A 24,012-nucleotide genomic window follows, 5' to 3' on the forward strand; every position below is an offset into this window, starting at 1 on the left:
GAATTACAGAATTTCAAAGCCCCTGCCATCTGACAGGCGGTAGCGGTAAAAGTCGCGCACGTCGGTGGTCCAGATCTGCGTGACGCCCATCTCCTGCGCCGCCCAGACCAGCGTGGCGTCGGCAAAGTCCATCTGCGTGCGTCGGCTGTCTGTGTACTTGTGCATCAGCACCAGCATGTCATCCAGGTGACCGGGATCGAAGGGAAAGACGCTCACGCCGCCTTGCTCCACCCAGCGCAGCATTTTCCAGCGCGCCGCCGAGGGCAAAAAATGCGACGCCTCCGCCACGCAAGGCCAGGTGGTCGTCAGATGCCAGCCTGACGGCTGACCCACGAGCAAGGCGCGGTAGTGCGGGTGCGCGATGTCCTCGGTATCGAACAGCGCCACCAGCGGGCCGGTGTCAAGCAAGGCCACGTTCACGGCGCTGCGTCCTCGTCGTCAGGCACCCAGGCCACGCCTTTCTTGCGGGCATCCTGGTAGGCCAGCCAATCACGCGTGTGGGCCTGGCGTTGCTCCTGCAGCTTGCCGCGCAGGCGCTCGCTGGTGCTGAGCGGCTGCGGCGCGCCCGCGTCGCCATCCGCAAGGCGGTATTGCACCGCCTCCTCCATCACCTGGTGGTAGAGCTGCGCCGGGTCTTTGCGCCCCAGCGCACGCTCCACCGCGGCAATGATGAATTGCGACTTGGTCACCCCCTGGCGCCGGGCAGCCTGCTCCAGCTCTTTTTCCAGCAAGGGATCCATGCGAACGGATACGGCCATGATGCGCTCCTTCGAAATACCGTATTACTGTATTTCAAATTGCGAAATCAGGCAATCGCTTTCTTGATTTGCTCGAGCACGTCCTTGGCGCTGGCCGGAATCGGCGTACCCGGGCCGTAGATGCCCTTGACGCCTGCGTCCCACAGAAAGTCATAGTCCTGCGCGGGAATCACACCGCCCACGAAGACGATGATGTCGTCCGCGCCCTGCTCCTTCAATGCATTGATGATTGCGGGCACCAGCGTCTTGTGGCCGGCGGCAAGCGTGCTGACGCCAATCGCGTGCACGTCGTTCTCGATCGCCTGGCGAGCACACTCCTCGGGCGTCTGGAACAGCGGGCCGATGTCCACGTCGTAGCCCAGGTCGGCAAACGCGGTGGACACCACCTTGGCGCCGCGGTCGTGGCCGTCCTGGCCCAGCTTGGCGATCATGACGCGCGGGCGGCGACCTTGCTGCTCGGCAAAGGCGTCGATCTCGCCCTTGAGCTTCTCCCAGCCTTCGGCGCCGTCGTAGGCGGTGGCGTACACACCAGTGACCATTTGCGTATCGGCGCGGTGCCGTCCAAAGGATTTTTCCAGTGCGTCGGAGACCTCGCCCACCGTGGCGCGCAGGCGAACCGCCTGAATGGCCAGATCCAGCAGGTTGCCCTGTCCGCTCTCTGCGGCCGCGGCAAGCGCGGCCAGTGCCTGGCCGACGGCCTGGGCATCGCGTTGCTGCTTGATCGCGTTCAGGCGCGCAATCTGGTTCTCGCGCACCTTGACGTTGTCCACCTCCAGGATGTCGACCGGGTCTTCCTTGGCCAGCTTGTATTTGTTCACGCCGACGATGACCTCGCGCCCCGAGTCGATGCGCGCCTGCTTCTCGGCGGCGGCGGCCTCGATCTTGAGCTTGGCCCAGCCGCTGTCCACTGCCGCCGTCATGCCGCCCATGGCTTCGACTTCCTCGATGATCTTCCAGGCGGCGTCGGCCATGTCCTGGGTCAGCTTCTCCATCATGTAGCTGCCGGCCCAGGGGTCGATCACGTTGGTGATGTGCGTCTCTTCCTGGATGATGAGCTGCGTATTGCGCGCGATGCGGGCGGAAAACTCCGTCGGCAGTGCAATCGCTTCGTCGAGCGCGTTGGTATGCAGGCTTTGCGTGCCGCCGAATACGGCCGCCATGGCCTCGATGGTGGTGCGCACCACGTTGTTGTACGGATCTTGCTCGGTCAATGACCAGCCCGAGGTCTGGCAGTGCGTGCGCAGCATCAGGCTCTTGGGCTTCTTGGCGCCCGTGCCCTTCATGATGCGGCACCACAGCAGGCGGGCGGCGCGCATCTTGGCGATCTCCAGGTAGAAATTCATGCCAATCGCCCAGAAGAACGACAGGCGGCCGGCGAACTCGTCCACGTCCATGCCCTTGGCGATCGCGGTCTTCACGTATTCCTTGCCATCGGCCAGCGTGAAGGCCAGCTCCAGCGCCTGGTTGGCCCCGGCTTCCTGCATGTGGTAGCCAGAAATCGAGATCGAGTTGAACTTCGGCATGTTCTTGGCCGTGTACTCGATGATGTCGCCGATGATGCGCATCGACGGCTTGGGCGGGTAGATATAGGTGTTGCGCACCATGAACTCTTTCAGAATGTCGTTCTGAATCGTTCCCGAGAGCTTGTCCTGCGACACGCCCTGCTCCTCCGCCGCCACCACATAGCCCGCCAGCACCGGCAGCACGGCGCCGTTCATCGTCATCGACACCGACACCTTGTCCAGTGGAATGCCGTCGAACAGGATCTTCATGTCCTCGACGCTGTCGATCGCCACGCCCGCCTTGCCCACGTCGCCGGTCACGCGCGGATGGTCGCTGTCGTAGCCGCGGTGCGTGGCCAGGTCGAACGCCACCGACACACCCTGCCCGCCTGCGGCCAGCGCCTTGCGGTAGAAGGCGTTTGATTCCTCGGCGGTCGAGAAGCCCGCGTACTGGCGAATCGTCCAGGGGCGCACCGCATACATCGTCGCCTGCGGGCCGCGCAGATAGGGCTCGAACCCGGGCAGCGTATTGGCATAGGGCAGGCCCGCCGTGTCCTCGGCGGTATACAGGGGCTTGACCGTGATGCCGTCCGGCGTCACCCAGTTGAGCGCGCCGACGTCGCCGCCGGGGGCGGACTTGGTCGCCGCCTTGGCCCAGGCCTGGAGGTCGGCGGGCTGAAATTCAGGAGCAGATTGGTTCATGGCTGGGAGCGCTTGGGCAAAAATGCGGCAAAAAATGCGACGCACAGGTGCTGCGCCGCACAAACCATCGGAGTTTACCCGATCTGTAATTATTAATTCAAAATTGCGCTACATTTGCCCCATGTCCCAAGCCCTCCTGACTCCCAAGGCGCTGTATGTGCAGGTTGCAGAGCAGCTGCGCCAGCGCATTTTCCAGCGCGAGCTGGAGCCGGGGAGCTGGATCGACGAGCTGAAGATTGCCGAGGAGCTGGGCATCAGCCGCACGCCGCTGCGCGAAGCGCTCAAGGTGCTGGCGGCCGAGGGACTGGTGACGATGAAGGTGCGCCGCGGCGCCTACGTCACCGAGGTCAGCGACAAGGACTTGCGCGACGTCTACCACCTGCTGGCGCTGCTGGAGAGCGACGCGGCCGCCGTGGTCGCGCGCCAGGCCAATGACGCCGAGCTTGCGCAGCTGCAGGCGCTGCACGACGAACTGGCCGGCGCGACCGGTGAGCGCGAGCGCTTTTTTGCCCTCAACGAACGCTTTCACATGCGCATCCTGGAGCTGGCGGACAACCGCTGGCGCAACCAGCTGGTGGCCGACCTGCGCAAGGTCATGAAGCTCAACCGCCACCACTCGCTGTTCAAGCAGGGGCGTATCGCCGACTCGCTGGCCGAGCACGCGAGCATCATGGCCGCGCTGCGCGCGCGCGACGGCCAGGCGGCGGCGCGGGCCGTCCAGGCCCATTTCGCGCAAGGGCTGCAAGCCGCGGCGTAATTTGCTCGGCAGAGGCGCGTGGCGCGCTATGGTTGCGGTTTTGCCACCATCCAACGCCTGCCGTGATTCCTGACTGCCCCCCGGGCCTGATCGCCCTGCACAGCAACCGCACCGACGCGCTGGCCGACACCATGGCCGCGTGGCTGGCCGCCCACCCGCTGGCGCCGCTGGAGAGCGAGGTGGTGCTGGTGCAAAGCAACGGCATGGCCGAGTGGCTCAAGATGCAGCTGGCCCAGCATCAGGGCGTGTGCGCCGCCGTGCGGCTGGAGCTGCCCGCGCGCTTTGCCTGGGCCAGCTACCGCCAGGTCCTGGGCCCGCGCGCCGTGCCCCACCATTCGGCGCTGGACAAGTCCGCGCTGCTGTGGCGATTGATGCAACTGCTGCCCCAGGTCGTGGGTCAGCCCGTCTACGCGCCGCTGCAGCGCTACCTGCAGGGCGACGAGCCCGAGCGGCGCCTGCAGCTGGCGCGGCGCCTGGCCGACCTGTTCGACCAGTACCAGATCTACCGCGGCGACTGGCTGGACGCCTGGGCCCAGGGGCTGGCCGTGCTGACCCAGCCCGGCCAGCCCGACGCGCCGCTGCCCGCGCAGCAGCAGTGGCAGTGCGCGCTGTGGCAAGCGCTGCTGGCCGAACTCAGCCCCGCCGAGCGCGCCGGCACGCGCGCCGCGGTGCATGCGCGGGCGCTGCAGCACCTGGCCTCGGGCACACCGGCGCAGCAGCCAGTGGCGCGGCGCGTCGTCGTGTTCGGGCTCAGCCACATGCCGCTGTCGCTGCTGCAGCTGTTGGCGGCGCTGGCCGGGCACAGCCAGATCGTGCTGGCGGTGCACAACCCCAGCCGCTACCACTGGGCCGACGCCATCGACGGGCGCGATCTGCTGCGCCAGCAGCGCCAGCGCCACCCCGACCGCGGCGGCGCGCCGCTGGCAGGCGTGCCGCTACAGGCCATGCACCTGCACGCCCACCCGCTGCTGTCCGCCTGGGGCCGCCAGTGCCGCGACACCATCCGCCAGCTCGACGCCTTCGATACCACGCTGCAGACGGCCGCCGAGCTGGATTGGCCGCGCGTCGACCTGTACGACGACACGCCCGCCAGCGACGGCCTGCTGCTCGAGCAGGTGCAGCGCAGCATCCGCGACCTGCTGCCACTGGCCGAGCACCCGCGCAGCCTGCTGCCCGGCCACCACGTGCCGGCAGGCGACCGCTCCATCGTCTTTCACAGCGCGCACAGCCTGGTGCGCGAGCTGGAGGTGCTGCACGACCAGCTGCTGGATCTGCTGGCCGCGCCGCCCGCCGCCGGCCAGGCGCCGCTGCAGCCGCGCGACATCGTCGTCATGCTGCCCGACGTGCAGCAGGCGGCCGCGTCGATCCGCGCGGTGTTCGGCCAATATCCGCGCCAGGATGCGCGCCACATTCCGTTCGACATTGCCGACCTGGGCGCGCGCGCCGCCAGCCCGCTGGTGGCCGCGCTGCAATGGCTGCTACGACTGCCCAGCCAGCGCGTGCACCTGTCCGAGCTGTGCGACCTGCTGCAGGTGCCGGCCGTGGCCGCACGCCTGGGGCTGGACGAGGCCGACCTGCCGCTGCTCACCCGCTGGATGAGCGGCGCCGGCATCCGCTGGGGCCTGGGCAGCGCCCAGCGCGCCCAGCTCGACCTGGCCGCCTGCGGCGACGCCAACAGCGCCGGCTTCGGTCTGCGCCGCATGCTGCTGGGCTACGCCAGCGGTGGCGAGGGCGTAGCCGACGCGCGGGGCCAGCAGCAGTCGCCCGCCTGGCAGGGCATCGAGCCCTACGACGAGGTTGGCGGGCTCGATGCCGAGCTGGCCGGTGCGCTGGCTACGCTGCTGGACATGCTGCAGCGCTGGTGGCAGCAAAGCCTGCAGCCGGCCACGCCGCAGCAATGGGCCGACCGCCTGCGCGCGCTGCTGGCGCAGCTGGTGCTTGCGCGCAGCGAGACCGACCGCGCGCTGCTGGGACTGCTGGGCGACGCGCTCTTTCGCTGGCTGCAGGACTGCGAGCAGGCGGGGTTTGACGAGCCCATTGCGCTGGCCGTCGCGCAATCGGCCTGGCTGGACGCGCTGGCCCAGCCCTCGCTGGCGCAACGCTTTCGCGCCGGCGGCGTGACTTTCTGCACGCTGATGCCGATGCGCGCCATTCCGTTCGAGGTCGTCTGCCTGGTCGGCATGAACGAAGGCGACTACCCGCGGCGCAGCCAGCGCAGCGACTTCGACCTGATGCAGGAACGCGGCCAATACCGCCCCGGCGACCGCGCCCGCCGCGACGACGACCGCCAGCTGATGCTGGATGCTCTGTTGTCGGCGCGGCGCACGCTCTACGTCAGTTGGACCGGCCGCCTGGCGCGGGACAACAGCGAGCAGCCGCCGTCGGTGCTGGTGGCGCAGCTGCGCGACTACCTCGCCGCCGGCTGGCGCGGCCAGGGCGACACGCCGGACAGCCTGCTGGCAGAGCGCACGACGGCCCACCCGCTGCAGCCCTTCAGCCGCGCCTACTTCGAACAGGGTGGTGGCCTGCACACCCATGCGCAGGAGTGGCGCGCCGCGCATGCGCAGACCGGGGATGCCGACCTTGCCCAGACGACACCAGTCGACGCCCTGCCCGCCTTTGCTCCCGACCCACAGACGCCGCTGACACTGCGCCGGCTGCAAGCCTGGCTGCGCCATCCGGCACGCGCCTTCTTCCAGCACCGCCTGCAGGTCTTCCTCGACGCGCAGGACGAGACGCAGGAAGACAACGAGCCGTTTGCACTGCAGGGCCTGGATAACTTCGAGGTCGTGCAGGAGCTGCAGCAGCAGGTCTGCAGCGACTGGCTGGCCGCCAGCGCGCAGGACGGCCAGCCACCGGGCGAGGACTTCACCACCGCCAGCCTGCGCCAGCACCTGCAGCGCCTGCAGCGCAGCGGCCGCCTGCCGCTGGCCAGCGTGGGCCAGCGGCAGGCGGCACAGCTGCAGGCCACGCTGGCACCGGCCCTGACGCACTGGCAGCAGGCGCGCAGCAGCCACAGCCAGCCGGGCGAGCGCCAGCTGCTGCACTACGAAGCCGCAGGCGTGCGCCTGCAGGACTGGCTGCCCACGCTGCTGCACGCTCCCCAGAATCCCGCAGCGGCGCCGCTGTGGCTTGACATGGATCCGCGCGAACTGAGCGAGAAAGACGGCAAGAACCAGCGTGCGCGCGCGGACAGGCTGCTGCCCTATTACCTGCGCAGCCTGGTGGCCGCCGCCTGCGGGCAGACGGCGGGCGCGCTCGTCGTCGGGCTCAGCCAGTGCCTGCACATCGCGCCCATGCCTGCTGCTGCGGCCCGTAATGCGCTGGACGCACTGCTGGCGCTGTGGCGCCACGGCCAAAGCCAGCCATTGCCACTGCCTTTGAGGACGGCGCTGGCCCTGCTCACCCAGGGCGAGGCCAAGGCGGTGGCGGCCTATCAGGGCAGCTTCCAGGGCGTGGCCGAGGGCGGCGACCCGTACTGGGCCCGCCTGTACCCCGACTACGCCGCGCTGGCGCACGACGGCCAACTGCACGACACCGCCCCGCAGGTGCACGGGCCGCTGCTGCGCTGGTGCCAGGAGCAGGTGCGCGTGCAGCTCTGGGACGATGCAAACTGAGATCGTCAGTCCGCTCCGGGTCTCAGCGCGCGGCGCGGTACAGCCGTAGCGCAAAAAAGCCGATGGGCCAACCCCCAGCCGTGCGAGTGCATCCATGCTGCAGCGCCGCATACAATTGACCGGCTCCGGTCGGTCGCGCTGCGGACAGCCGCCCGGCACCGCTGCACCGACAATGCCCCGCATTTGCGCACAGACGATGAGACACCCATGACCAACGAAGAAATCCTTGCCCAGTTCGGCCCCCGCGAATCGATGGAGTACGACGTCGTCGTCGTCGGCGGCGGCCCGGCCGGCCTTGCCACCGCCATCCGCATCAAACAGCTGGCCGAGGAAAAAGGCCAGGACGTCTCCGTCGTGGTGCTGGAAAAGGGCTCGGAGCCCGGCGCGCACATCCTGTCGGGCGCCATCATGGATCCCAAGGCGCTCACCGAGCTGATCCCCGACTGGAAGGCCAAGGGCGCGCCCCTGAACCAGCCGGTCACCGACGACGGCTACGTCTTCCTGAGCGAGCGCTCGGGCTGGCGCCTGCCCAACGTCTTTCTGCCGCCGTTTGCCAACAACCACGGCAACTACATCGTGCGCCTGGGCGATGTGACCAAGTGGCTGGGCGAACAGGCCGAGGCGCTGGGCGTCGAGATCTTCCCCGGCTTTGCCGCCGCCGAAGTGCTGTACGACGACAGCGGCGCGGTCAAGGGCGTGGCCACCGGCAACATGGGGCTTGGCAAGGATGGCCAGCCGACTGATAACTTCCAGCTCGGCATGGAGTTGCTGGGCAAGTACACCGTGTTCGCCGAGGGCGCGCGCGGCCACCTGGGCAAGCAGCTGATCGCGCGCTTTGCGCTGGACAAGGACAGCGACCCGGCCAGCTTCGGTATCGGCATCAAGGAGCTGTGGGAGATCGACCCCAGCCGCCACACGCCCGGCTTCGTCATGCACACCGCCGGCTGGCCCATGGACAACGCCACCTACGGCGGCGGCTTCATCTACCACCTGCCGGACAACAAGATCGCGCTGGGTTTTGTCACCGGGCTGAACTACACCAACCCCTACCTGAGCCCGTTCGAGGAGTTCCAGCGCTGGAAGACCCATCCCAACGTGCGCTGGTATTTCGAGAACGCCAAGGGCGAGCTGACCGCCAAGCGCCTGCAGTACGGCGCGCGCGCAATCAACGCCGGCGGCCTGAACGCGGTGCCCAAGACCATCTTCCCCGGTGGCGTGCTGGTGGGTTGCGACGCGGGTTTTCTCAACGTCAGCCGCATCAAGGGCAGCCACTCGGCGATCAAGACCGGCAAGATGGCCGCCGAGGCGATCTTCGACGCACTGGGCGCCGGGCGCCAGCACGACGAGCTCACGGCCTTCCCCAAGGCGTTCGAGGCCAGCTGGCTGTACACCGAGCTCAACAAGGATCGCAACTTCAAGAACTGGTTCAAGCACGGCCTGGTCGCCGGTACCGTGATGAATGGGCTGGAGCAGTTCGTGCTGCGCGGGCACATTCCGTGGACGCTGCGCCGCGACAAGCCCGACCATGCCTACCTCAAGCCCGCGGCCGAGTGCAAGCCCATCGTCTACCCCAAGCCCGACGGCAAGATCACCTTCGACCGCCTCTCCAGCGTGTTCATCAGCAACACCAACCATGAGGAAAACCAGCCGTCGCACCTGACGCTCAAGGACGCCAAGGTGCCGGTGACGATCAACCTGGCCAAGTACGCCGGCCCCGAGGCGCGCTACTGCCCGGCGGGCGTGTACGAGTTCGTCGAGGGCGAGGACGGCCAGGAGCGCCTGCAGATCAACGCGCAGAACTGCGTGCACTGCAAGACCTGCGACATCAAGGACCCGACGCAGAACATCGTCTGGGTCACGCCCGAGGGCGGCGGCGGGCCGAACTACTCGGGCATGTAACGCTCGCGCGGCCCGCGTACACTCGCGCGGGCCGCGTTCACGCGCCGCACCATTGACCAATGATGACAACCAACAGGAGAGACCGATGAAATTTTCGCCTTGGATGACCATGGGCGCCCTGAGCCTGGCGCTGGCCGCCGCCCTGCCCGCTGCAGCGCAGGAGAAATCCGTCGCCATCACGGCCATCGTCGAGCACCCGGCGCTGGACTCGGTGCGCGACGGCGTGCAGGACGCGCTCAAGGCAGCTGGCTTCGAGGCCGGCAAGAACCTGAAGTGGCAGTACCAGAGCGCCCAGGGCAACACCGGCACGGCCGCGCAGATCGCGCGCAAGTTCATCGGCGACAAGCCCGACGCCATCGTCGCCATCGCCACGCCGTCGGCGCAGGCCGTCGTGGCCGCCACCAAGACCGTCCCGGTCGTCTTCTCCGCCGTGACCGACCCGGTCGCCGCCAAGCTGGTGGCCAACTGGGAGCCGTCGCACACCAACGTCACCGGCGTGTCCGACCTGCTGGCGCTGGACAAGCAGATGGAACTGGTCAAGCAGGTCGTCCCCAACGCAAAGCGCGTGGGCATGGTCTACAACCCGGGCGAGGCCAACTCGGTCGTCGTCGTCAAGCAGCTCAAGGAGCTGCTGCCCACGATGGGCATGACGCTGGTCGAGGCGTCGGCGCCGCGCTCGGTCGACGTCAGCAGCGCCGCTCGCAGCCTGATCGGCAAAGTGGACGTGATCTACACCAACACCGACAACAACGTGGTCTCGGCCTACGAATCGCTGGTCAAGGTCGGCCAGGACGCCAAGTTGCCGCTGATCGCCTCGGACACCGACAGCGTCAAGCGCGGCGCCATCGCGGCGCTTGGCATCAACTACCGCGACCTGGGTGAGCAGACCGGGCGCATCGTGGTGCGCATACTGAACGGCGAGAAGCCCGGCGACATCAAGCCCGAGACCAGCACCAAGGTCGAGCTGTTCGTCAACCCCGGCGCCGCCGAAAAGCAGGGCGTGACGCTGTCGCAAGCGCTGATCGACTCGGCCGCGCAAGTCGTCAAGTAAACCCACGGCCGGTGTGCGCCAAGCTCCCGCGCGGAGCTGGCGCACGCCGCCCCGGCCCTCACCTGAGCCCCTTGCCGGGGCTTTTGCGTGTTTCAGTTCCACAGCAATCGTCTGCTGCCCCATGTCCCTGTTTTCCCTGCTCGGCGCCATCGAGATCGGCCTGATCTACGCGCTGGTCGCCCTGGGCGTCTACATCTCGTTTCGCCTGCTGCGTTTTCCCGACCTCACCGTGGACGGCAGCTTTCCGCTGGGCGGCGCCGTCTGCGCGGTGCTGATCGCCGGCGGCACCAACCCCTGGCTGGCCACGCTGGCGGCTACCGCCGCGGGCGCCGGCGCGGGCCTGGTGACCGGCTGGCTCAACGTGCGACTGAAGATCATGGATCTGCTGGCCTCCATCCTGATGATGATCGGCCTGTACTCGGTCAACCTGCGCATCATGGGCGGGCCCAACATTCCGCTGATCAACGACCCCACGCTGTTCACCCAGCTGCAGCCCGACGGCGTGCCCGACTACGTGATGCGCCCCGTCATCGTGCTGGTCTTCACCATTGCCTGCACGCTGGCGCTGAACTGGTTCTTCGCCACCGAGCGCGGCCTTGCGATTCGGGCCACCGGCTCCAACGCGCGCATGTGCCGAGCCCAGGGCGTCAACACCGGCGCCATGGTGCTGCTGGGCATGGCCGTCTCAAACGCGCTCGTCGGCCTGGCCGGCGCATTGTTCGTGCAGACCCAGGGCGGCTCGGACATCTCGATGGGCATCGGCACCATCGTGATTGGCCTGGCCGCGGTCATCGTCGGCGAGAGCATCCTGCCGTCGCGCCGCGTCGTCTACGCCACGCTGGCCGTGGTCATCGGCGCCATCGTCTACCGCTTCTTCATCGCCGCGGCGCTCAACAGCGACTTCATCGGCCTGAAGGCCCAGGATCTGAACCTGGTCACCGCGGTGCTGGTGACGGTGGCACTGGTCATTCCGCAGATCAAGCGCAAGCTCAAGCACAAAAGCCTGCCCGATGCCCCCAAGAGCCTGTAACCGGAGCGAGGCCACGCCATGCTGAGCGCACAAGACCTGCAACTCACCTTCAACCCCGGCACGCCGATCGAGACGCGCGCGCTGCGCGGCCTGTCGCTGCACATCCCGGCCGGGCAGTTCGTCACGGTCATCGGCTCCAACGGCGCGGGCAAGTCCACGCTGCTCAACGCGGTCTCGGGCGACCAGATGGTCGACAGCGGCTCCATCCTGATCGATGGCGTGGACATGACGCGCAAGCCCGTGTGGGAGCGCGCCGAGCGCGTCGCGCGCGTGTTCCAGGACCCGATGGCCGGCACTTGCGAGGACCTGACCATCGAGGAGAACATGGCGCTGGCCCAGCGCCGCGGCGCATTGCGCAACCTCTCTCGCGCGGTCAAGACGCAGATGCGCGAGGGCTGGCGCGAACGCCTGGCCACGCTCGGCCTGGGGCTGGAGAGCCGCCTGACGGACCGCATCGGCCTGCTCTCGGGCGGCCAGCGCCAGGCCGTCAGCCTCTTGATGGCGGCGCTGCAGCCCTCGCGCATCCTGCTGCTCGACGAGCACACCGCGGCGCTCGACCCGCGCACTGCCGACTTCGTGCTGCAGCTCACCGCGCGCATCGTCGCCGAGTCGCAGCTGACCACGATGATGGTCACGCACAGCATGCGCCAGGCGCTGGACGTCGGGGAACGCACCGTGATGCTGCACCAGGGCCAGGTGGTTCTGGACGTGGCCGGCGAGGAGCGCGCGCGCATGGATGTGCCCGATCTGCTGCACATGTTCGAGAAGGTGCGCGGCGAAAAGCTCGCCGACGACGCGCTGCTGCTGGGCTGACCGCCCCACCCCTCCCTCGCCGGCCGCCGCGGGCCGCGGCACCCGTCCTGTCTTTGCGACTGAAAGTTTTCCCCCCATGAGTGACCATCCCGCCCCGTCCGGCCAGCAGCTGCGCCGTACGCTGAAGGCGCGCCATCTGTCGATGATCGCCATCGGCGGCTCCATCGGCACCGGCCTGTTCGTCGCCTCGGGTGCCACCATCTCGCAGGCCGGCCCGGGCGGCGCGGTGCTGGCCTACATGGTCGTCGGCCTGATGGTCTACTTCCTGATGACCAGCCTGGGCGAGATGGCCGCCTACCTGCCCACCTCGGGCTCGTTCGCCACCTATGGCGCGCGCTACGTCGACGAAGGTTTCGGCTTCGCGCTGGGCTGGAACTATTGGTACAACTGGGCGGTAACCATTGCGGTCGACCTGGTCGCCGCGCAACTGGTCATGGCCTACTGGTTCCCGGATGTCGACGGCGTGCTGTGGAGTGCGGCCTTCCTCGCCATCATGGTGGGGCTGAACGCCATCTCGGTGCGCGGCTTCGGCGAGGCGGAATACTGGTTCGCCGCGATCAAGGTGACCACCGTCATCATCTTCATCGTCGTCGGCGTGCTGATGATTCTGGGCATCGTGCGCGGCGACGCGCAGCACCAGGGACTGTGGGCCCACCTGCAGCTGTGGAGTCTGGACGACGCGCCGTTCGCCGGCGGCTTCTCGGCACTGATCGGCGTGGCGATGATCGTCGGCTTCTCGTTCCAGGGCACCGAGCTGATCGGCATCGCCGCCGGCGAATCGGAGAACCCGGCGAAAAACATCCCGCGCGCGGTGCGCCAAGTGTTCTGGCGCATCCTGCTGTTCTACGTCTTCGCCATCCTGGTCATCAGCCTAATCATTCCCTACACCGACCCGCAGCTCTTGAAGAACGACGTGGGCGACATCGCGGTGAGCCCGTTCACGCTGGTGTTCGAGCGCGCCGGCCTGTTGTCGGCCGCTGCGGTGATGAACGCGGTGGTGCTCACCTCGGTACTGTCGGCGGGCAACTCGGGCATGTACGCATCCACCCGCATGCTGTACACGCTGGCCTGCCAGCGCATGGCGCCGGCCATTTTTGCCCGGGTGAACGCACGCGGCGTGCCCATCATGGCGCTGCTGGGCACGACGGCGCTGGCCGCGCTGTGCTTTCTGACCAATATCTTCAGCCCGCAGGCGGTCTATATCTGGCTGCTCAACCTCTCGGGCATGACCGGCTTCATCGCCTGGCTGGGCATTGCCATCAGCCACTACCGCTTTCGCAAGGGCTATGTGGCGCAGGGCCTGGACATCAACGACCTGCCCTACCGCACCCGGTCGTTTCCGTTCGGCCCGGTGTTCGCCTTCGTGCTGTGCCTGACGATCACGCTGGGCCAGAACTACCAGGCGTTTTTGCAGGAGCACATCGACTGGACCGGCGTCGTGGCCACCTACATCGGGCTGCCGCTGTTCCTGCTGATCTGGCTGGGCTACCGCCTGGTGCGCGGCTCGCGCATCGTCTCCTACGACGAAATGCGCGTGAAGCCCGAGGCGTACTGAAAACCGTCTCCGCTACACCCCCAGCGGCAGGTCGGCCTTCTTCAGCGTACGCAACACAAAGCTGGACTGGCTGTGGCGGATGCCGCGGATCTTGTACAGCTTCTCGCGCAACAGCCGCTCGTAGTCGCGCGTGTCCTTGACGACGACGCGCAGCAAATAGTCGTACTCGCCCGAAACCAGGTGCGCCTCGACCACCTCGGGAATGCTGGCCAGCACCTCGCCAAATTTTTCCAGCGTGTTGTCGCTGTGGCTGTCCAGCGTCACCATGACCAGCACCGTGTCGCCCAGGCCCAGCGCCAAAGGGTTCAGCCGCACCGTGTAGCCCTCGATCACGCCGGCCTCCTCCATTTTCTTGATGCGCCCCCAGCAGGGCGATGCGCTCAGGCCCACGACCGCGCCGACCTCCTGCAGGCTGGCGCGCGCGTTCTTCTGCAAGACAGAGAGAATTTTTCGATCAAGCTTATCCATGCCGTAAATTATTCAACACAAATGCCGTTAAAAGAAAAATATTCTGTTCAGCAGGATTTTTGAAAGAAATTCAGCAAAATCATCTGCGGCCGCTGGCGCATACTTACATCCAACGAGGCGCTCTTACCGGAGCGCACCAAGTTGGCGGAGCTGCAGCACTTACCGGTGCTGGTGACCCACCAAAACGCAGGGTTTATCCACCCAGGGCGTAGGCGATGCATCCATCCAGGGCCCGTGGCGCAGTCCACGGGCTTTGTCGTTTGTGCGCCCAATGTTTTGGCACGGAAATACCCACGAACCGGCACAAACCCTATGCCGGCTGCCATGTTGCAACGTGATAATTTTTTTGCAGCATTCGCTAACAAGGAGACTACATGCAGCTGAGCAAAATCGCCCTCGGACTGGGCCTGGCACTGGGCATCACCTGGGGCGCAGCGGCGCAGACCACGATGCGCATCAACATCTCGGTGGCGCAGAACTCGCACCAGGGCATCGCCATCGACACCTTTGCCAAGGAGGTGGAAAAGCGCAGCGGCGGCCGCTACAAGATCCAGACCTTCTACAACGGCTCGCTGGGCGGTGAGCGCGAATCGGTCGAGGCGGTGCAGCTGGGCACCCAGGAGCTGACCTTCACCTCCACCGGCCCCATTCCCAACTTCGTTCCCGAGACCAAGATCCTGGACGTCCCCTTCCTGTTTCGCGACAAGACGCACGCGCGCGCGGTACTCGACGGGCCCATCGGCCAGGATCTGCTCAAGAAGTTCGAGTCCAAGGGCATGGTCGGCCTGGCCTGGGCCGAGAACGGCTTCCGCCACATGACCAACAGCAAGCGCGACGTGCGCGAGCCCGGCGACCTGAAGGGCCTGAAGATGCGCACCATGGAGAACCCGGTGCACATCGCCGCGTACAAGGGTTTTGGCATCATCACCACGCCGATGGCCTTCCCCGAGGTGTTCACCGCACTGCAGCAGGGCACCGTGGACGGGCAGGAGAACCCGCTGCCAGTCATCATCTCGGCCAACTTCGACCAGGTGCAGAAACACCTGTCGCTGACCGGCCATGTCTACTCGCCCTGCATCTTCCTGATGAACAAGGCCACGTTCGACAAGCTCTCGCCCGAGGACAAGAAAATCTTCACCGAGGCTGCACAGGAGGGCACGCGCGCCAACCGCGCCCGCGTGGACGAGGACGATACCAAGGGCGTGGCCGAGCTGCGTGCGCGCGGCATGACCGTGATCGACGACCTGGACAAGGCCAAGTTCGTGCAGGTGCTCGCCCCGGTCAATGCCCAGTTCGAGAAAGAATTCGGCAAGGACAAGCTCGACGCCATCCGCAACTTCCAGTGAATGCATTGGTGATTTGAAACACGCCCGTGGGCCACGCCGGCCCACGGGCGTTTTCGTACAGAAAAATGAAATCTCTCTTCCTAGCCTGCGAGCGCTGGAGTTCGGGAATCGCAATGGCCCTCGCCTGCGCCATGCTGGCCATCGCGTCCGCACTGGGCATGTTCCAGATCCTGATGCGCTTCGTGTTTGAAAGTCCGGCCGAATGGACTGAAGTCCTGATCCGCTTCTCACTGATCTGGATGATCTTTCTGGCCATCCCGATGGCGTTCCGCCAGGGCGCGATGATCAGCGTCGACGTGCTCTACCGCTGGAGCCCGCCGCGCCTGCGCCGCGTGCTCGAATGGGTGGTGTGCCTGGCGTCGCTCACGCTCATCGCCATCCTGATCTGGTGGGGCTGGGACTACGCCCGGCGCGCCAGCGTGCAGACCATGGCAGGGCTGGAGTCGGTGTCGATGTTCTGGGCCTATCTGGCGGTACCGGCCGGCGGCCTGTTCTGCATCCCCGGCATCGTCGGCAACCTGATCGACCCGCGCCGCATGGAACTGGAGACCGCCCAATGACCGGCGCAATGATTGGCACGATGGCGCTGTGCTTTGCGCTGTCGATCTCTGTGGCCGTCTCGATCGGCCTGTCGGCCATTCTGGGCATCCAGCTGGCCAACGCCAACATGCTGATCGCGGTCAAGGAGATGTTTGGCGCGGTCAACAAATTTCCACTGGCGGCCATCCCCTTCTTCATCCTGGCGGGCAACCTGATGGAGGCCGGCGGCATCTCGCGCCGCCTGGTCGAGTTTGCCAAGAGCCTGGTCGGCGGCGTGCAGGGCGGCCTGCCGATGACCTGCGTGCTGACCTGCATGATCTTCGCGGCCGTCTCGGGTTCATCGGTCGCCACCACGTTCGCGATTGGCGCCATCCTGATCCCGGCGCTGGTCAAGCACGGCTACCCGGTCACCTATGCCGCCGCGCTGCAGGCGACCAGCGCGGAGCTGGGCGTGATCGTGCCGCCATCCATCCCGATGATTCTGTACGGCGTGGCGGCCGAGGTATCGATCGGCGAGCTGTTCATCGCCGGCTTCGGCCCGGGCGTGCTGATCGGCGGCGCGCTGATGCTGTTCGTGTGGATCACCTGCAAGATCCGGGGCTGGGGCAAGCACGACGGCCGCGGCCGCATGCCGCTGCTCAAGTCGACGTGGCAGGCCGGCTGGGCGCTCTTGATGCCGGTCATCATCCTGGGCGGCATCTACGGCGGTATCTTCACGCCCACCGAGGCCTCGGCCGTCGCGGTGTTCTACGCGCTCATCGTCGGCATGCTGATCTACCGCGAGATCGGCGTGCGCGACCTGTACGGCGTACTGAAGAAGTCGGCGCTGTCGTCGGCGGTGATCATGTTCATCATTGCCAACGCCGGGCTGTTCGCCTTCCTGATCACGCGCGCAGGCGTGCCCGACGCCATCGGCCGCTGGCTGGAGCAGGTATTGCAATCACCCACCTATTTCCTGCTGGGCGTCAACGCCGCGCTATTCGTGATCGGCATGTTCATCGAGACCAGCGCCGCCATCATCGTGCTCGGCCCCATCCTGGCGCCGGTGGCCGCGCACTTCGGCGTCGACCCGGTGCACTTCGGGCTGATCATGGTCGTCAACCTGGCGCTGGGCATGATCACGCCGCCATTCGGCGTCAACCTGTTTGCCACCTGCACCGTGGCGCGGCTGTCGCTCGACCGCATCGTCGGCCACCTGCTGCCCTTCGTCGCGGTGATCCTGGCCTGCCTGATGGTCATCACCTACGTGCCCGAGCTGTCGCTGTATCTGCGCGACGTGGTTTACGGGAAATAGGCTTGCATGGCCCTGCGTGGGCCTGTGGGCAGACTACGGGAATGCCCCCATCGCGGTGAGGGCGCCGTTCCCACGGTCAGGTACGACGGCCGTAGGAGACCAACCCTCTGGTCGATGGATGTTGCACCGACGCTGATTACGACAAGGACACCATAGGCCAGAGGGCTTGCCTTCTACGGAAACAGAATCTCAGGCCGCAGCCCTGTCCGCGCCGCCCTGCGCCAGCTGGTACCAGGTGCAACCATCCCCGCCCTGCGTAGCAACCACCTCGCCGCGGGCCACAAGGTAGTTGAGGTGGGCAACGCCCTCGCCCGCTGCCAGACCCAGCAGCTGGGGCTTGTCCTGGGCGATGGGGCGGCCGAACAGCGCATCGAACACGTCGACCACGCGCTGCGGACGCTGGGCCAGGCGCTCGCGCAGGCGCTCCAGCCCCCGGTGGGCACTGCCGCGCAGCGCGTCAAGGCGCGCATGCAGGCCGCGAAACGGCTCGTTGTGCGCCGGCAGCACCAGTACGTCGTCCGGCACCGCCTGCTCCATCGTGTCCAGCGACGCGATCCAGTCGGCCAGCGGGTTGGCGTCGGGCTCGATCGGGTGCACCGACACGTTCGAGGAGATCCGCGGCAGCACCTGGTCGCCAGAGATCAGCACCTTCAGCTGCGGGCAGTACAGGCTGGCGTGCTCGGGCGAATGCCCGGTGCCGATGACGACGCGCCAGCGGTGCGCGCCAATGGTGATCTCCTCGCGATCCATCAGGCGCCGGTAGCTGTCGGGCACCGAGTAAATCATCTTGCCGAAATGCCCGAAGCGCGTGCGGTAAGTCTCGATGGCCTCGTCGCAGTAGCCGGCGCGGCGGTAAAAGGCGATCGCGTCGTCGGGTGCCTCGCGCCCGGTGTCGGTCACCAGCGTGCGGCAGCTCAAATACTCCTGGCGGCTGATCCACAGTCGGCAGTCGAACTTGCGCGTGAGCCATCCGGCCATCCCGATGTGGTCGGGATGCATGTGCGTGACGATCACGCGGTGCACCGGCCCCTGCAGCACGCCGGCAAAGAGCTGGCGCCAGGCGTCGGCCGTCTCGGTCGACCAGATGCCGGTGTCCACCAGCGTCCAGCCGTCGCCGTCGCGCAGCGCCCACAAGTTGATGTGGTCCAGCGCGAACGGCAGCTGCATCCGCAGCCACCACACGCCGTCGGCCACTTGCTTGGTCTGGCCCACGGCGGGCGCGTCGCCACAGGGGTAAACCAGCGGCGCTGGCTGGGCAATATCGTTAGGGGGCATGGTGTGTAGGCAGGCCGCGTGGTGCGCAAACCTGAGAAATACGCAATGGCTGGCATTGTGCGGCAATCGGCGCGCACCCGCTGTCGCCTGCCCATCCGCTGGCGCAACTGCCACCGTGGGAGCGGCACCTCGCCGCGATTGACGCTGGTGCACCTGCGCCTGCCCAAGGCTTCCCCCGCAAAAAGACCATGCGCAGCGATTCCAGTTGGTTAGAATCCGCCCAGTCAGGAGAGAGCAGGCCCGCATTCCCAGCGGATCGGCCGCCGAAGGCGCAGGCACACCAGCCAAACGCTCAGGCAAAAGGACTGGCGACACGCCTGCGGCAACGCGGGCGTTTCCTTGCTGGAGAGAGGCGCCGCGCCACGCGGCACGCGCCCACCGAAGGAGCAAACCCGCATCGCATCGGGTGAATCTCTCAGGTAAAGAGGACAGCAGGGCAAACACCATGGCGGCAGCGCCGTGGCCCGCATTTGCCCTGGAGAACCGACTTGTCCTCAACCGAGCTCCTCACCACCCCGCTCAACGCGCTGCACCTGGAACTGGGCGCGCGCATGGTGCCGTTTGCCGGCTATTCCATGCCGGTGCAATACAAGAGCGGCCTGATGGCCGAGCACCAGCACACGCGCGAGAAAGCCGGCCTGTTCGACGTCTCGCACATGGGCCAGCTCAAGCTGATCGGCCCCGACGCCGCCGCCGCGCTGGAGACCCTGATGCCCATCGACGTCATCGGCCTGCCCGTGGGCAAGCAGCGCTACGGCCTGCTGCTCAACGACGACGGCGGCGTGATCGACGACTTGATGTTCTTCCACCAGGACGAGCACACCTGGTTTCTGATCGTCAACGGCGCGTGCAAGGTGGGCGACACCGCCCACATCCGCGCACGCATCGGCGGGCGTTGCGACATCGTCACGATGCCCGACCACGGCCTGCTGGCGCTGCAGGGCCCACAGGCCGCCGCGGTGCTGGCGCGTATCGTCCCCGGTGCCGAGCAGCTGGTCTTCATGACCGGCGCCGCCTTTGACTGGAAAGGCGCGCAGCTGTTCATCACCCGCAGCGGCTACACCGGCGAGGACGGCTTCGAGATCTCGGTACCCGGCGACAAGGCCGAGCAGTTGGCCCGCGCGCTGCTGGCCCAGCCCGAGGTGGCGCCCATCGGCCTGGGCGCGCGCAACTCGCTGCGCCTGGAGGCCGGCCTGTGCCTGTACGGCAACGACATCGATACCACCACCACGCCAAGCGAAGCGGGGCTCAACTGGGCCATCCAGAAGGTGCGCCGCACCAGTGGCGAGCGCGCCGGAGGATTTCCCGGCGCCGAGAAGGTGCTCGCGCAAATCGACGATCCCAGCCTGCTTGAGCGCAAGCGCGTGGGCCTGATCGCCAAGGAACGCATCCCGGTGCGCGAGCCGGCGGTGCTGGAGAACCTGGACGGCCAGCATGTCGGCCAAGTCACCAGTGGCTTGCTGGCGCCCACGCTCAACCAGCCGATCGCGCTGGCTTATGTGCAGCCCGACTACGCCAAGGTGGGCACCGAGCTGTTTGCCATCGTGCGTGGCAAGCCCGTGGCCATGGAGGTCAGCAGCACCCCGTTCTTGCCACCGCGCTACCACCGCGGCTGATTTTTCGCGCTCACGCCGATAGCGGGCGCCGGGGCCGCTACAGTGCGGCACTGGGCCTTTCTCACCACCTTTTTCTTTTTTCGGAGCCATTGCCATGACCATCAAATTCTCCAAAGACCACGAGTGGATCAACGCCGCTGACGCCGCAGCCACCGTCGTCGGCATCACCGTGCACGCGCAGGACGCGCTGGGCGACGTGGTCTTCGTCGACCTGCCCGAAGTGGGCAAGACCTACGCCCAGGGCGACGTGGCCGGCGTGGTCGAGTCAGTCAAGGCCGCCGCCGACGTCTACATGCCCGTCTCGGGCGAGGTCGTCGAGGTCAACGAAGAACTGCGCGCCAACCCGTCGCTGGCCAACAGCGACCCGGAAGCCGCCGGCTGGTTCTTCAAGGTCAAGCTCAGCAACGCCGCCGAACTGGACGCGCTGCTGGACGCCGCCGCCTACCAGGACTTTGCTGCCAACGCCTGACAGCTTGCTCACGATCCTGCCGCAGCCCGTCTTCGTCATACCGGCGAAAGCCGGTATCCAGCCCTCGCCGTGAAGAAAGCGTTGCCGCTGGATGCCGGCTTTCGCCGGCATGACGGGAAAAATGGTCAAACAGAGATCGTGAACACGCTTTGAAAGGCGCGCGCAAACGGCGTTGCATGCCCCGTGCGGGATACCCCGCGCCCGGCTCGCAACGTCGGTTTCCTGACACTCATTCCTTTCGATGATTTCCCGAGATTGGTCCCATGACTGCCGCCCTGCCCCTGTCCGCGCTTGAAAACGCCGGTGAATTCATTCCCCGCCACATCGGCATCGACGCTGCCGACGAGGCGCACATGCTCAGCGTCATCGGCGAGGCCTCGCGCCAGTCGCTGGTCGCGTCCATCGTGCCGCGCTCCATTGCCCGCGCCAGCACCATGCAACTGCCGCCCGCCTGCACCGAAACCGACGCACTGGCCGAGTTGAAGGCCATCGCCCGCAAGAACAAAGTCCTCAAAAGCTTCATCGGCCAGGGCTACCACGGCACGCATACGCCGGGCGTCATCCTGCGCAACGTGCTGGAGAACCCGGCCTGGTACACCGCCTACACGCCCTACCAGGCCGAGATCAGCCAGGGCCGCATGGAGGCGCTGGTCAACTTCCAGACCATGGTCACCGACCTCACGGGCATGGACATCGCCAACGCGTCGATGCTCGACGAGGCCACCGCCGCCGCCGAGGCCATGACGCTGGCGCGCCGCTCCGTCAAGGCCAAGGGCAACGTCTTCATCGTCTCGGGCGACTGCCACCCGCAGACCATCGAGGTGATCCAGACCCGCGCCGCGCCGCTGGGCTTCACGGTCAAGGTCATCCACTCCAGCGACGAATGGCTGGCCGCCATCGGCCAGGACGACTACTTCGCCGCCCTCAACCAGTACCCGGGTTCGAGCGGCTGGCTGGCCGACTGGCAGATGAGCGCCGAACTCATCCACAGCAAGGGCGCGGCCCTCATCCTGGCCGCCGACCTGCTGGCGCTGACCCTGCTCAAGTCACCTGGCGAGATGGACGCCGACATCGTTGTCGGTACCACCCAGCGCTTTGGCATGCCCATGGGCGCGGGCGGCCCGCACGCGGGCTATATGGCCTGCCGCGACGGTTTCAAGCGCTCCCTGCCCGGGCGCCTGGTGGGCGTCAGCGTGGACGTGCACGGCGCCCCCGCCTACCGCCTGGCGCTGCAGACGCGCGAGCAGCACATCCGCCGCGAAAAAGCCACCTCCAACATCTGCACTGCGCAGGTATTGCCCGCCGTCATCGCCAGCATGTACGCCGTGTACCACGGCCCGGCGGGCCTGGCGCGCATCGCCCAGCGCGTCGCGCGCCTTACCGCCATCCTGGCCGCAGGCTTGAAGCAGCTGGGCCTGCCTGCGCTGCACGCCACGGCCTTCGACACCCTCACCATCGACCTGGGCAGCAGCGAAGCCGCCCAGGCCGCCGTGCAGCGCGCCCTGGCCGCTGGCGCCAACCTGCGTTTGCTGCGCAGTCAGTGCGTGGGCATTTCACTCGACGAAACCAGCACCCGCGCCGACCTGGCCCTGCTGTGGCAAGCCCTGGCGCCCCACGCGGCGCAGCCCAGCGTAGAAGCCCTGGAAGGCGCGGCCAGCCTGATCCCGGCCAGCCTGCGGCGCACCAGCACCTTCCTAACCCACCCGGTGTTCAACACGCACCACTCCGAGACGGCCATGCTGCGCTACATCCGCGCGCTGTCGGACAAGGACCTGGCACTCGACCGCACCATGATCCCGCTGGGCAGCTGCACCATGAAGCTCAACGCCACCAGCGAGATGATCCCCATCACCTGGCCCGAGTTTGCCCAGGTGCACCCCTTCGCCCCCGCAGACCAGCTGGTCGGTTACGCCGAGCTCGATCGCCTGCTGTCTGACTGGCTGTGCCAGGCCACCGGCTACGCCGGCGTCAGCCTGCAGCCCAACGCCGGCAGCCAGGGCGAGTACGCCGGCCTGCTGGCCATCAAGGGCTGGCACGCCGCCCAGGGCAACGCGCACCGCAACATCTGCCTGATCCCCAGCAGCGCCCACGGCACCAACCCGGCCAGCGCGCAGATGGTGGGCATGCAGGTGGTGGTGACCAAGTGCGACGAGAACGGCAACGTGGACATGCAGGACTTGCAGGCGCAGTGTGAAAAGCACAGTGCCAACCTGGCCTGCGTGATGATCACCTACCCCAGCACACACGGCGTGTTTGAGACCCACGTCAAGGAGCTGTGCCAGATCGTGCACCGCCACGGCGGACGCGTATACGTGGACGGCGCCAACATGAACGCCCTGGTCGGCGTGGCCGCGCCCGGCGAATTCGGCGGCGACGTCAGCCACCTGAACCTGCACAAGACCTTCTGCATCCCCCACGGCGGCGGCGGCCCGGGCGTCGGCCCCGTCTGCGTCGTCGAAGACCTGGTGCCCTACCTGCCCAGCCACGCCACCGCGGGGCTCAAAGGCAAGGTGGGCGCCGTCAGCGCAGCGCCGCTGGGCAACGCCGCCGTGCTGCCCATCAGCTGGATGTACATCCGCATGATGGGCGCCGAGGGCCTGACGGCCGCGACCGAAGCCGCCATCCTGAGCGCCAACTACATCAGCGTGCGCCTGAAGGATTACTACCCCACGCTGTACGCATCCGCCAACGGCCACGTGGCGCACGAGTGCATCCTGGATCTGCGCCAGTTCAAGGAAACCAGCGGCGTAATGGCCGAAGACGTGGCCAAGCGCCTGATCGACTACGGTTTTCATGCACCCACGCTGTCCTTTCCGGTGGCCAATACGCTGATGGTCGAGCCCACGGAAAGCGAAGACCTGCAGGAGCTGGATCGCTTCATCGACGCGATGATCGCCATCCGCGAAGAAATCCGCCAGATCGAAAACGGCACCTGGCCGCAGGACGACAACCCGCTCAAGAACGCCCCCCACACCGCCGACAGCCTGTTGGCAGGCGACTGGTCCCGCCCCTACTCGCGCCAAGCGGCCGCCTACCCGCTGGCCAGCCTGCGCCAGAACAAATACTGGGCGCCCGTAGGCCGCGTGGACAACGTCTACGGCGACCGCAATCTGTTTTGCAGCTGTTTGCCAACGAGCGACTTCGAGTAAATTTGCCAAGGCCCGCGATGCGGGCCTTGTTTTTTTACAAGGCGTCGAACGGACTCAAAATCCCTCGTCCGCCTTTGTTCAGCACATGGGTGTAATTCCATTTCTATATCAATCGAGTACGCGAAGGTGAAGCGCAGACAGTGCTGTAGCACGACAAGCGAAGCCGACAAA

Annotated in this window: 18 protein-coding genes and 2 riboswitches; of the genes, 13 read left to right on the forward strand and 5 right to left on the reverse strand. The window is 66.8% G+C overall.

Going from position 1 to position 24,012, the window contains the following annotated elements:
• Positions 1-3: 3 nt before the first annotated feature.
• Genes ABD767_RS07320 through scpA form a run of 3 tightly spaced genes read right to left on the reverse strand, consistent with a single transcriptional unit; the run spans position 4 to position 2,962 of the window.
• On the reverse strand, positions 4-420 hold the full coding sequence (locus tag ABD767_RS07320; RefSeq protein WP_103044474.1) for a PIN domain-containing protein: 417 nt from the start codon (positions 418-420) through the stop codon (positions 4-6).
• Positions 417-758 carry a CopG family transcriptional regulator gene (locus tag ABD767_RS07325; RefSeq protein WP_146031445.1) on the reverse strand — a complete coding sequence of 114 codons (342 nt, stop codon included), beginning with the start codon at positions 756-758 and terminating at the stop codon, positions 417-419. Before ABD767_RS07325 ends, ABD767_RS07320 begins: the two co-directional genes overlap by 4 nt.
• A gap of 47 nt (positions 759-805) precedes the next feature.
• Positions 806-2,962, reverse strand: coding sequence for a methylmalonyl-CoA mutase (scpA, locus tag ABD767_RS07330; RefSeq protein WP_103044472.1), 2,157 nt, complete (start codon positions 2,960-2,962; stop codon positions 806-808).
• Positions 2,963-3,083: 121 nt separating this feature from the next.
• Here scpA and ABD767_RS07335 point away from each other — a divergent pair, with 121 nt between their 5' ends.
• The 7 genes from ABD767_RS07335 to ABD767_RS07365 all read left to right on the forward strand — a co-directional run bounded on the left by ABD767_RS07335 (position 3,084) and on the right by ABD767_RS07365 (position 13,684).
• Positions 3,084-3,719 (forward strand): FCD domain-containing protein, encoded by a 636-nt coding sequence (locus tag ABD767_RS07335; RefSeq protein WP_103044471.1) that lies wholly within the window; start codon positions 3,084-3,086, stop codon positions 3,717-3,719.
• A gap of 62 nt (positions 3,720-3,781) precedes the next feature.
• On the forward strand, positions 3,782-7,336 hold the full coding sequence (recC, locus tag ABD767_RS07340; RefSeq protein ID WP_344869038.1) for an exodeoxyribonuclease V subunit gamma: 3,555 nt from the start codon (positions 3,782-3,784) through the stop codon (positions 7,334-7,336).
• A 207-nt stretch (positions 7,337-7,543) separates the two neighbouring features.
• Positions 7,544-9,235 carry an electron transfer flavoprotein-ubiquinone oxidoreductase gene (locus ABD767_RS07345; protein WP_344869040.1) on the forward strand — a complete coding sequence of 564 codons (1,692 nt, stop codon included), beginning with the start codon at positions 7,544-7,546 and terminating at the stop codon, positions 9,233-9,235.
• A gap of 85 nt (positions 9,236-9,320) precedes the next feature.
• Positions 9,321-10,286, forward strand: a complete 966-nt coding sequence (locus tag ABD767_RS07350; protein WP_103044469.1) for an ABC transporter substrate binding protein — start codon at positions 9,321-9,323, stop codon at positions 10,284-10,286.
• Positions 10,287-10,407: 121 nt separating this feature from the next.
• Positions 10,408-11,316, forward strand: a complete 909-nt coding sequence (locus ABD767_RS07355; RefSeq protein WP_103044468.1) for an ABC transporter permease subunit — start codon at positions 10,408-10,410, stop codon at positions 11,314-11,316.
• 18 nt (positions 11,317-11,334) lie between these two features.
• A complete protein-coding gene (locus ABD767_RS07360; protein WP_103044467.1) occupies positions 11,335-12,129 on the forward strand; it encodes an ATP-binding cassette domain-containing protein in 795 nt (264 codons plus the stop codon).
• 76 nt (positions 12,130-12,205) lie between these two features.
• The gene (locus ABD767_RS07365; protein WP_103044466.1) at positions 12,206-13,684 is read left to right on the forward strand and encodes an amino acid permease; all 1,479 of its coding nucleotides are present in this window, start codon (positions 12,206-12,208) and stop codon (positions 13,682-13,684) included.
• A 12-nt stretch (positions 13,685-13,696) separates the two neighbouring features.
• Here the strand turns inward: ABD767_RS07365 and ABD767_RS07370 are convergent, their stop codons facing one another.
• Complete coding sequence (locus ABD767_RS07370; RefSeq protein ID WP_103044465.1) at positions 13,697-14,152, reverse strand: Lrp/AsnC ligand binding domain-containing protein; 456 nt, start codon at positions 14,150-14,152, stop codon at positions 13,697-13,699.
• 374 nt (positions 14,153-14,526) lie between these two features.
• Between ABD767_RS07370 and ABD767_RS07375 the strand changes: the two genes are divergently transcribed.
• The 3 genes from ABD767_RS07375 (at position 14,527) to ABD767_RS07385 (ending at position 17,332) form a co-directional block, all read left to right on the forward strand.
• The gene (locus ABD767_RS07375) at positions 14,527-15,498 is read left to right on the forward strand and encodes a TRAP transporter substrate-binding protein DctP (protein WP_103044464.1); all 972 of its coding nucleotides are present in this window, start codon (positions 14,527-14,529) and stop codon (positions 15,496-15,498) included.
• A 65-nt stretch (positions 15,499-15,563) separates the two neighbouring features.
• Positions 15,564-16,058 (forward strand): TRAP transporter small permease subunit, encoded by a 495-nt coding sequence (locus ABD767_RS07380; RefSeq protein WP_103044463.1) that lies wholly within the window; start codon positions 15,564-15,566, stop codon positions 16,056-16,058.
• On the forward strand, positions 16,055-17,332 hold the full coding sequence (locus ABD767_RS07385; RefSeq protein WP_103044462.1) for a TRAP transporter large permease subunit: 1,278 nt from the start codon (positions 16,055-16,057) through the stop codon (positions 17,330-17,332). Before ABD767_RS07380 ends, ABD767_RS07385 begins: the two co-directional genes overlap by 4 nt.
• A 189-nt stretch (positions 17,333-17,521) precedes the next feature.
• On the opposite strand, the gene ABD767_RS07390 is transcribed toward ABD767_RS07385, so the two are convergent.
• Complete coding sequence (locus ABD767_RS07390) at positions 17,522-18,607, reverse strand: MBL fold metallo-hydrolase (protein WP_103044461.1); 1,086 nt, start codon at positions 18,605-18,607, stop codon at positions 17,522-17,524.
• Between the two features lie 223 nt (positions 18,608-18,830).
• Positions 18,831-18,917, forward strand: a riboswitch (glycine riboswitch).
• Positions 18,918-18,939: 22 nt separating this feature from the next.
• A riboswitch (glycine riboswitch) is annotated at positions 18,940-19,049 on the forward strand.
• Between the two features lie 46 nt (positions 19,050-19,095).
• Between ABD767_RS07390 and gcvT the strand changes: the two genes are divergently transcribed.
• From gcvT to gcvP, 3 genes are all read left to right on the forward strand, one after another.
• A complete protein-coding gene (gcvT, locus tag ABD767_RS07395) occupies positions 19,096-20,223 on the forward strand; it encodes a glycine cleavage system aminomethyltransferase GcvT (protein WP_103044460.1) in 1,128 nt (375 codons plus the stop codon).
• A gap of 94 nt (positions 20,224-20,317) precedes the next feature.
• On the forward strand, positions 20,318-20,692 hold the full coding sequence (gcvH, locus tag ABD767_RS07400; RefSeq protein ID WP_103044459.1) for a glycine cleavage system protein GcvH: 375 nt from the start codon (positions 20,318-20,320) through the stop codon (positions 20,690-20,692).
• 263 nt (positions 20,693-20,955) lie between these two features.
• The gene (gene gcvP / locus ABD767_RS07405; RefSeq protein ID WP_103044458.1) at positions 20,956-23,841 is read left to right on the forward strand and encodes an aminomethyl-transferring glycine dehydrogenase; all 2,886 of its coding nucleotides are present in this window, start codon (positions 20,956-20,958) and stop codon (positions 23,839-23,841) included.
• Positions 23,842-24,012: the final 171 nt, after the last annotated feature.

This window comes from Comamonas faecalis (assembly GCF_039538025.1).
Taxonomy (GTDB): domain Bacteria; phylum Pseudomonadota; class Gammaproteobacteria; order Burkholderiales; family Burkholderiaceae_C; genus Comamonas_C; species Comamonas_C faecalis.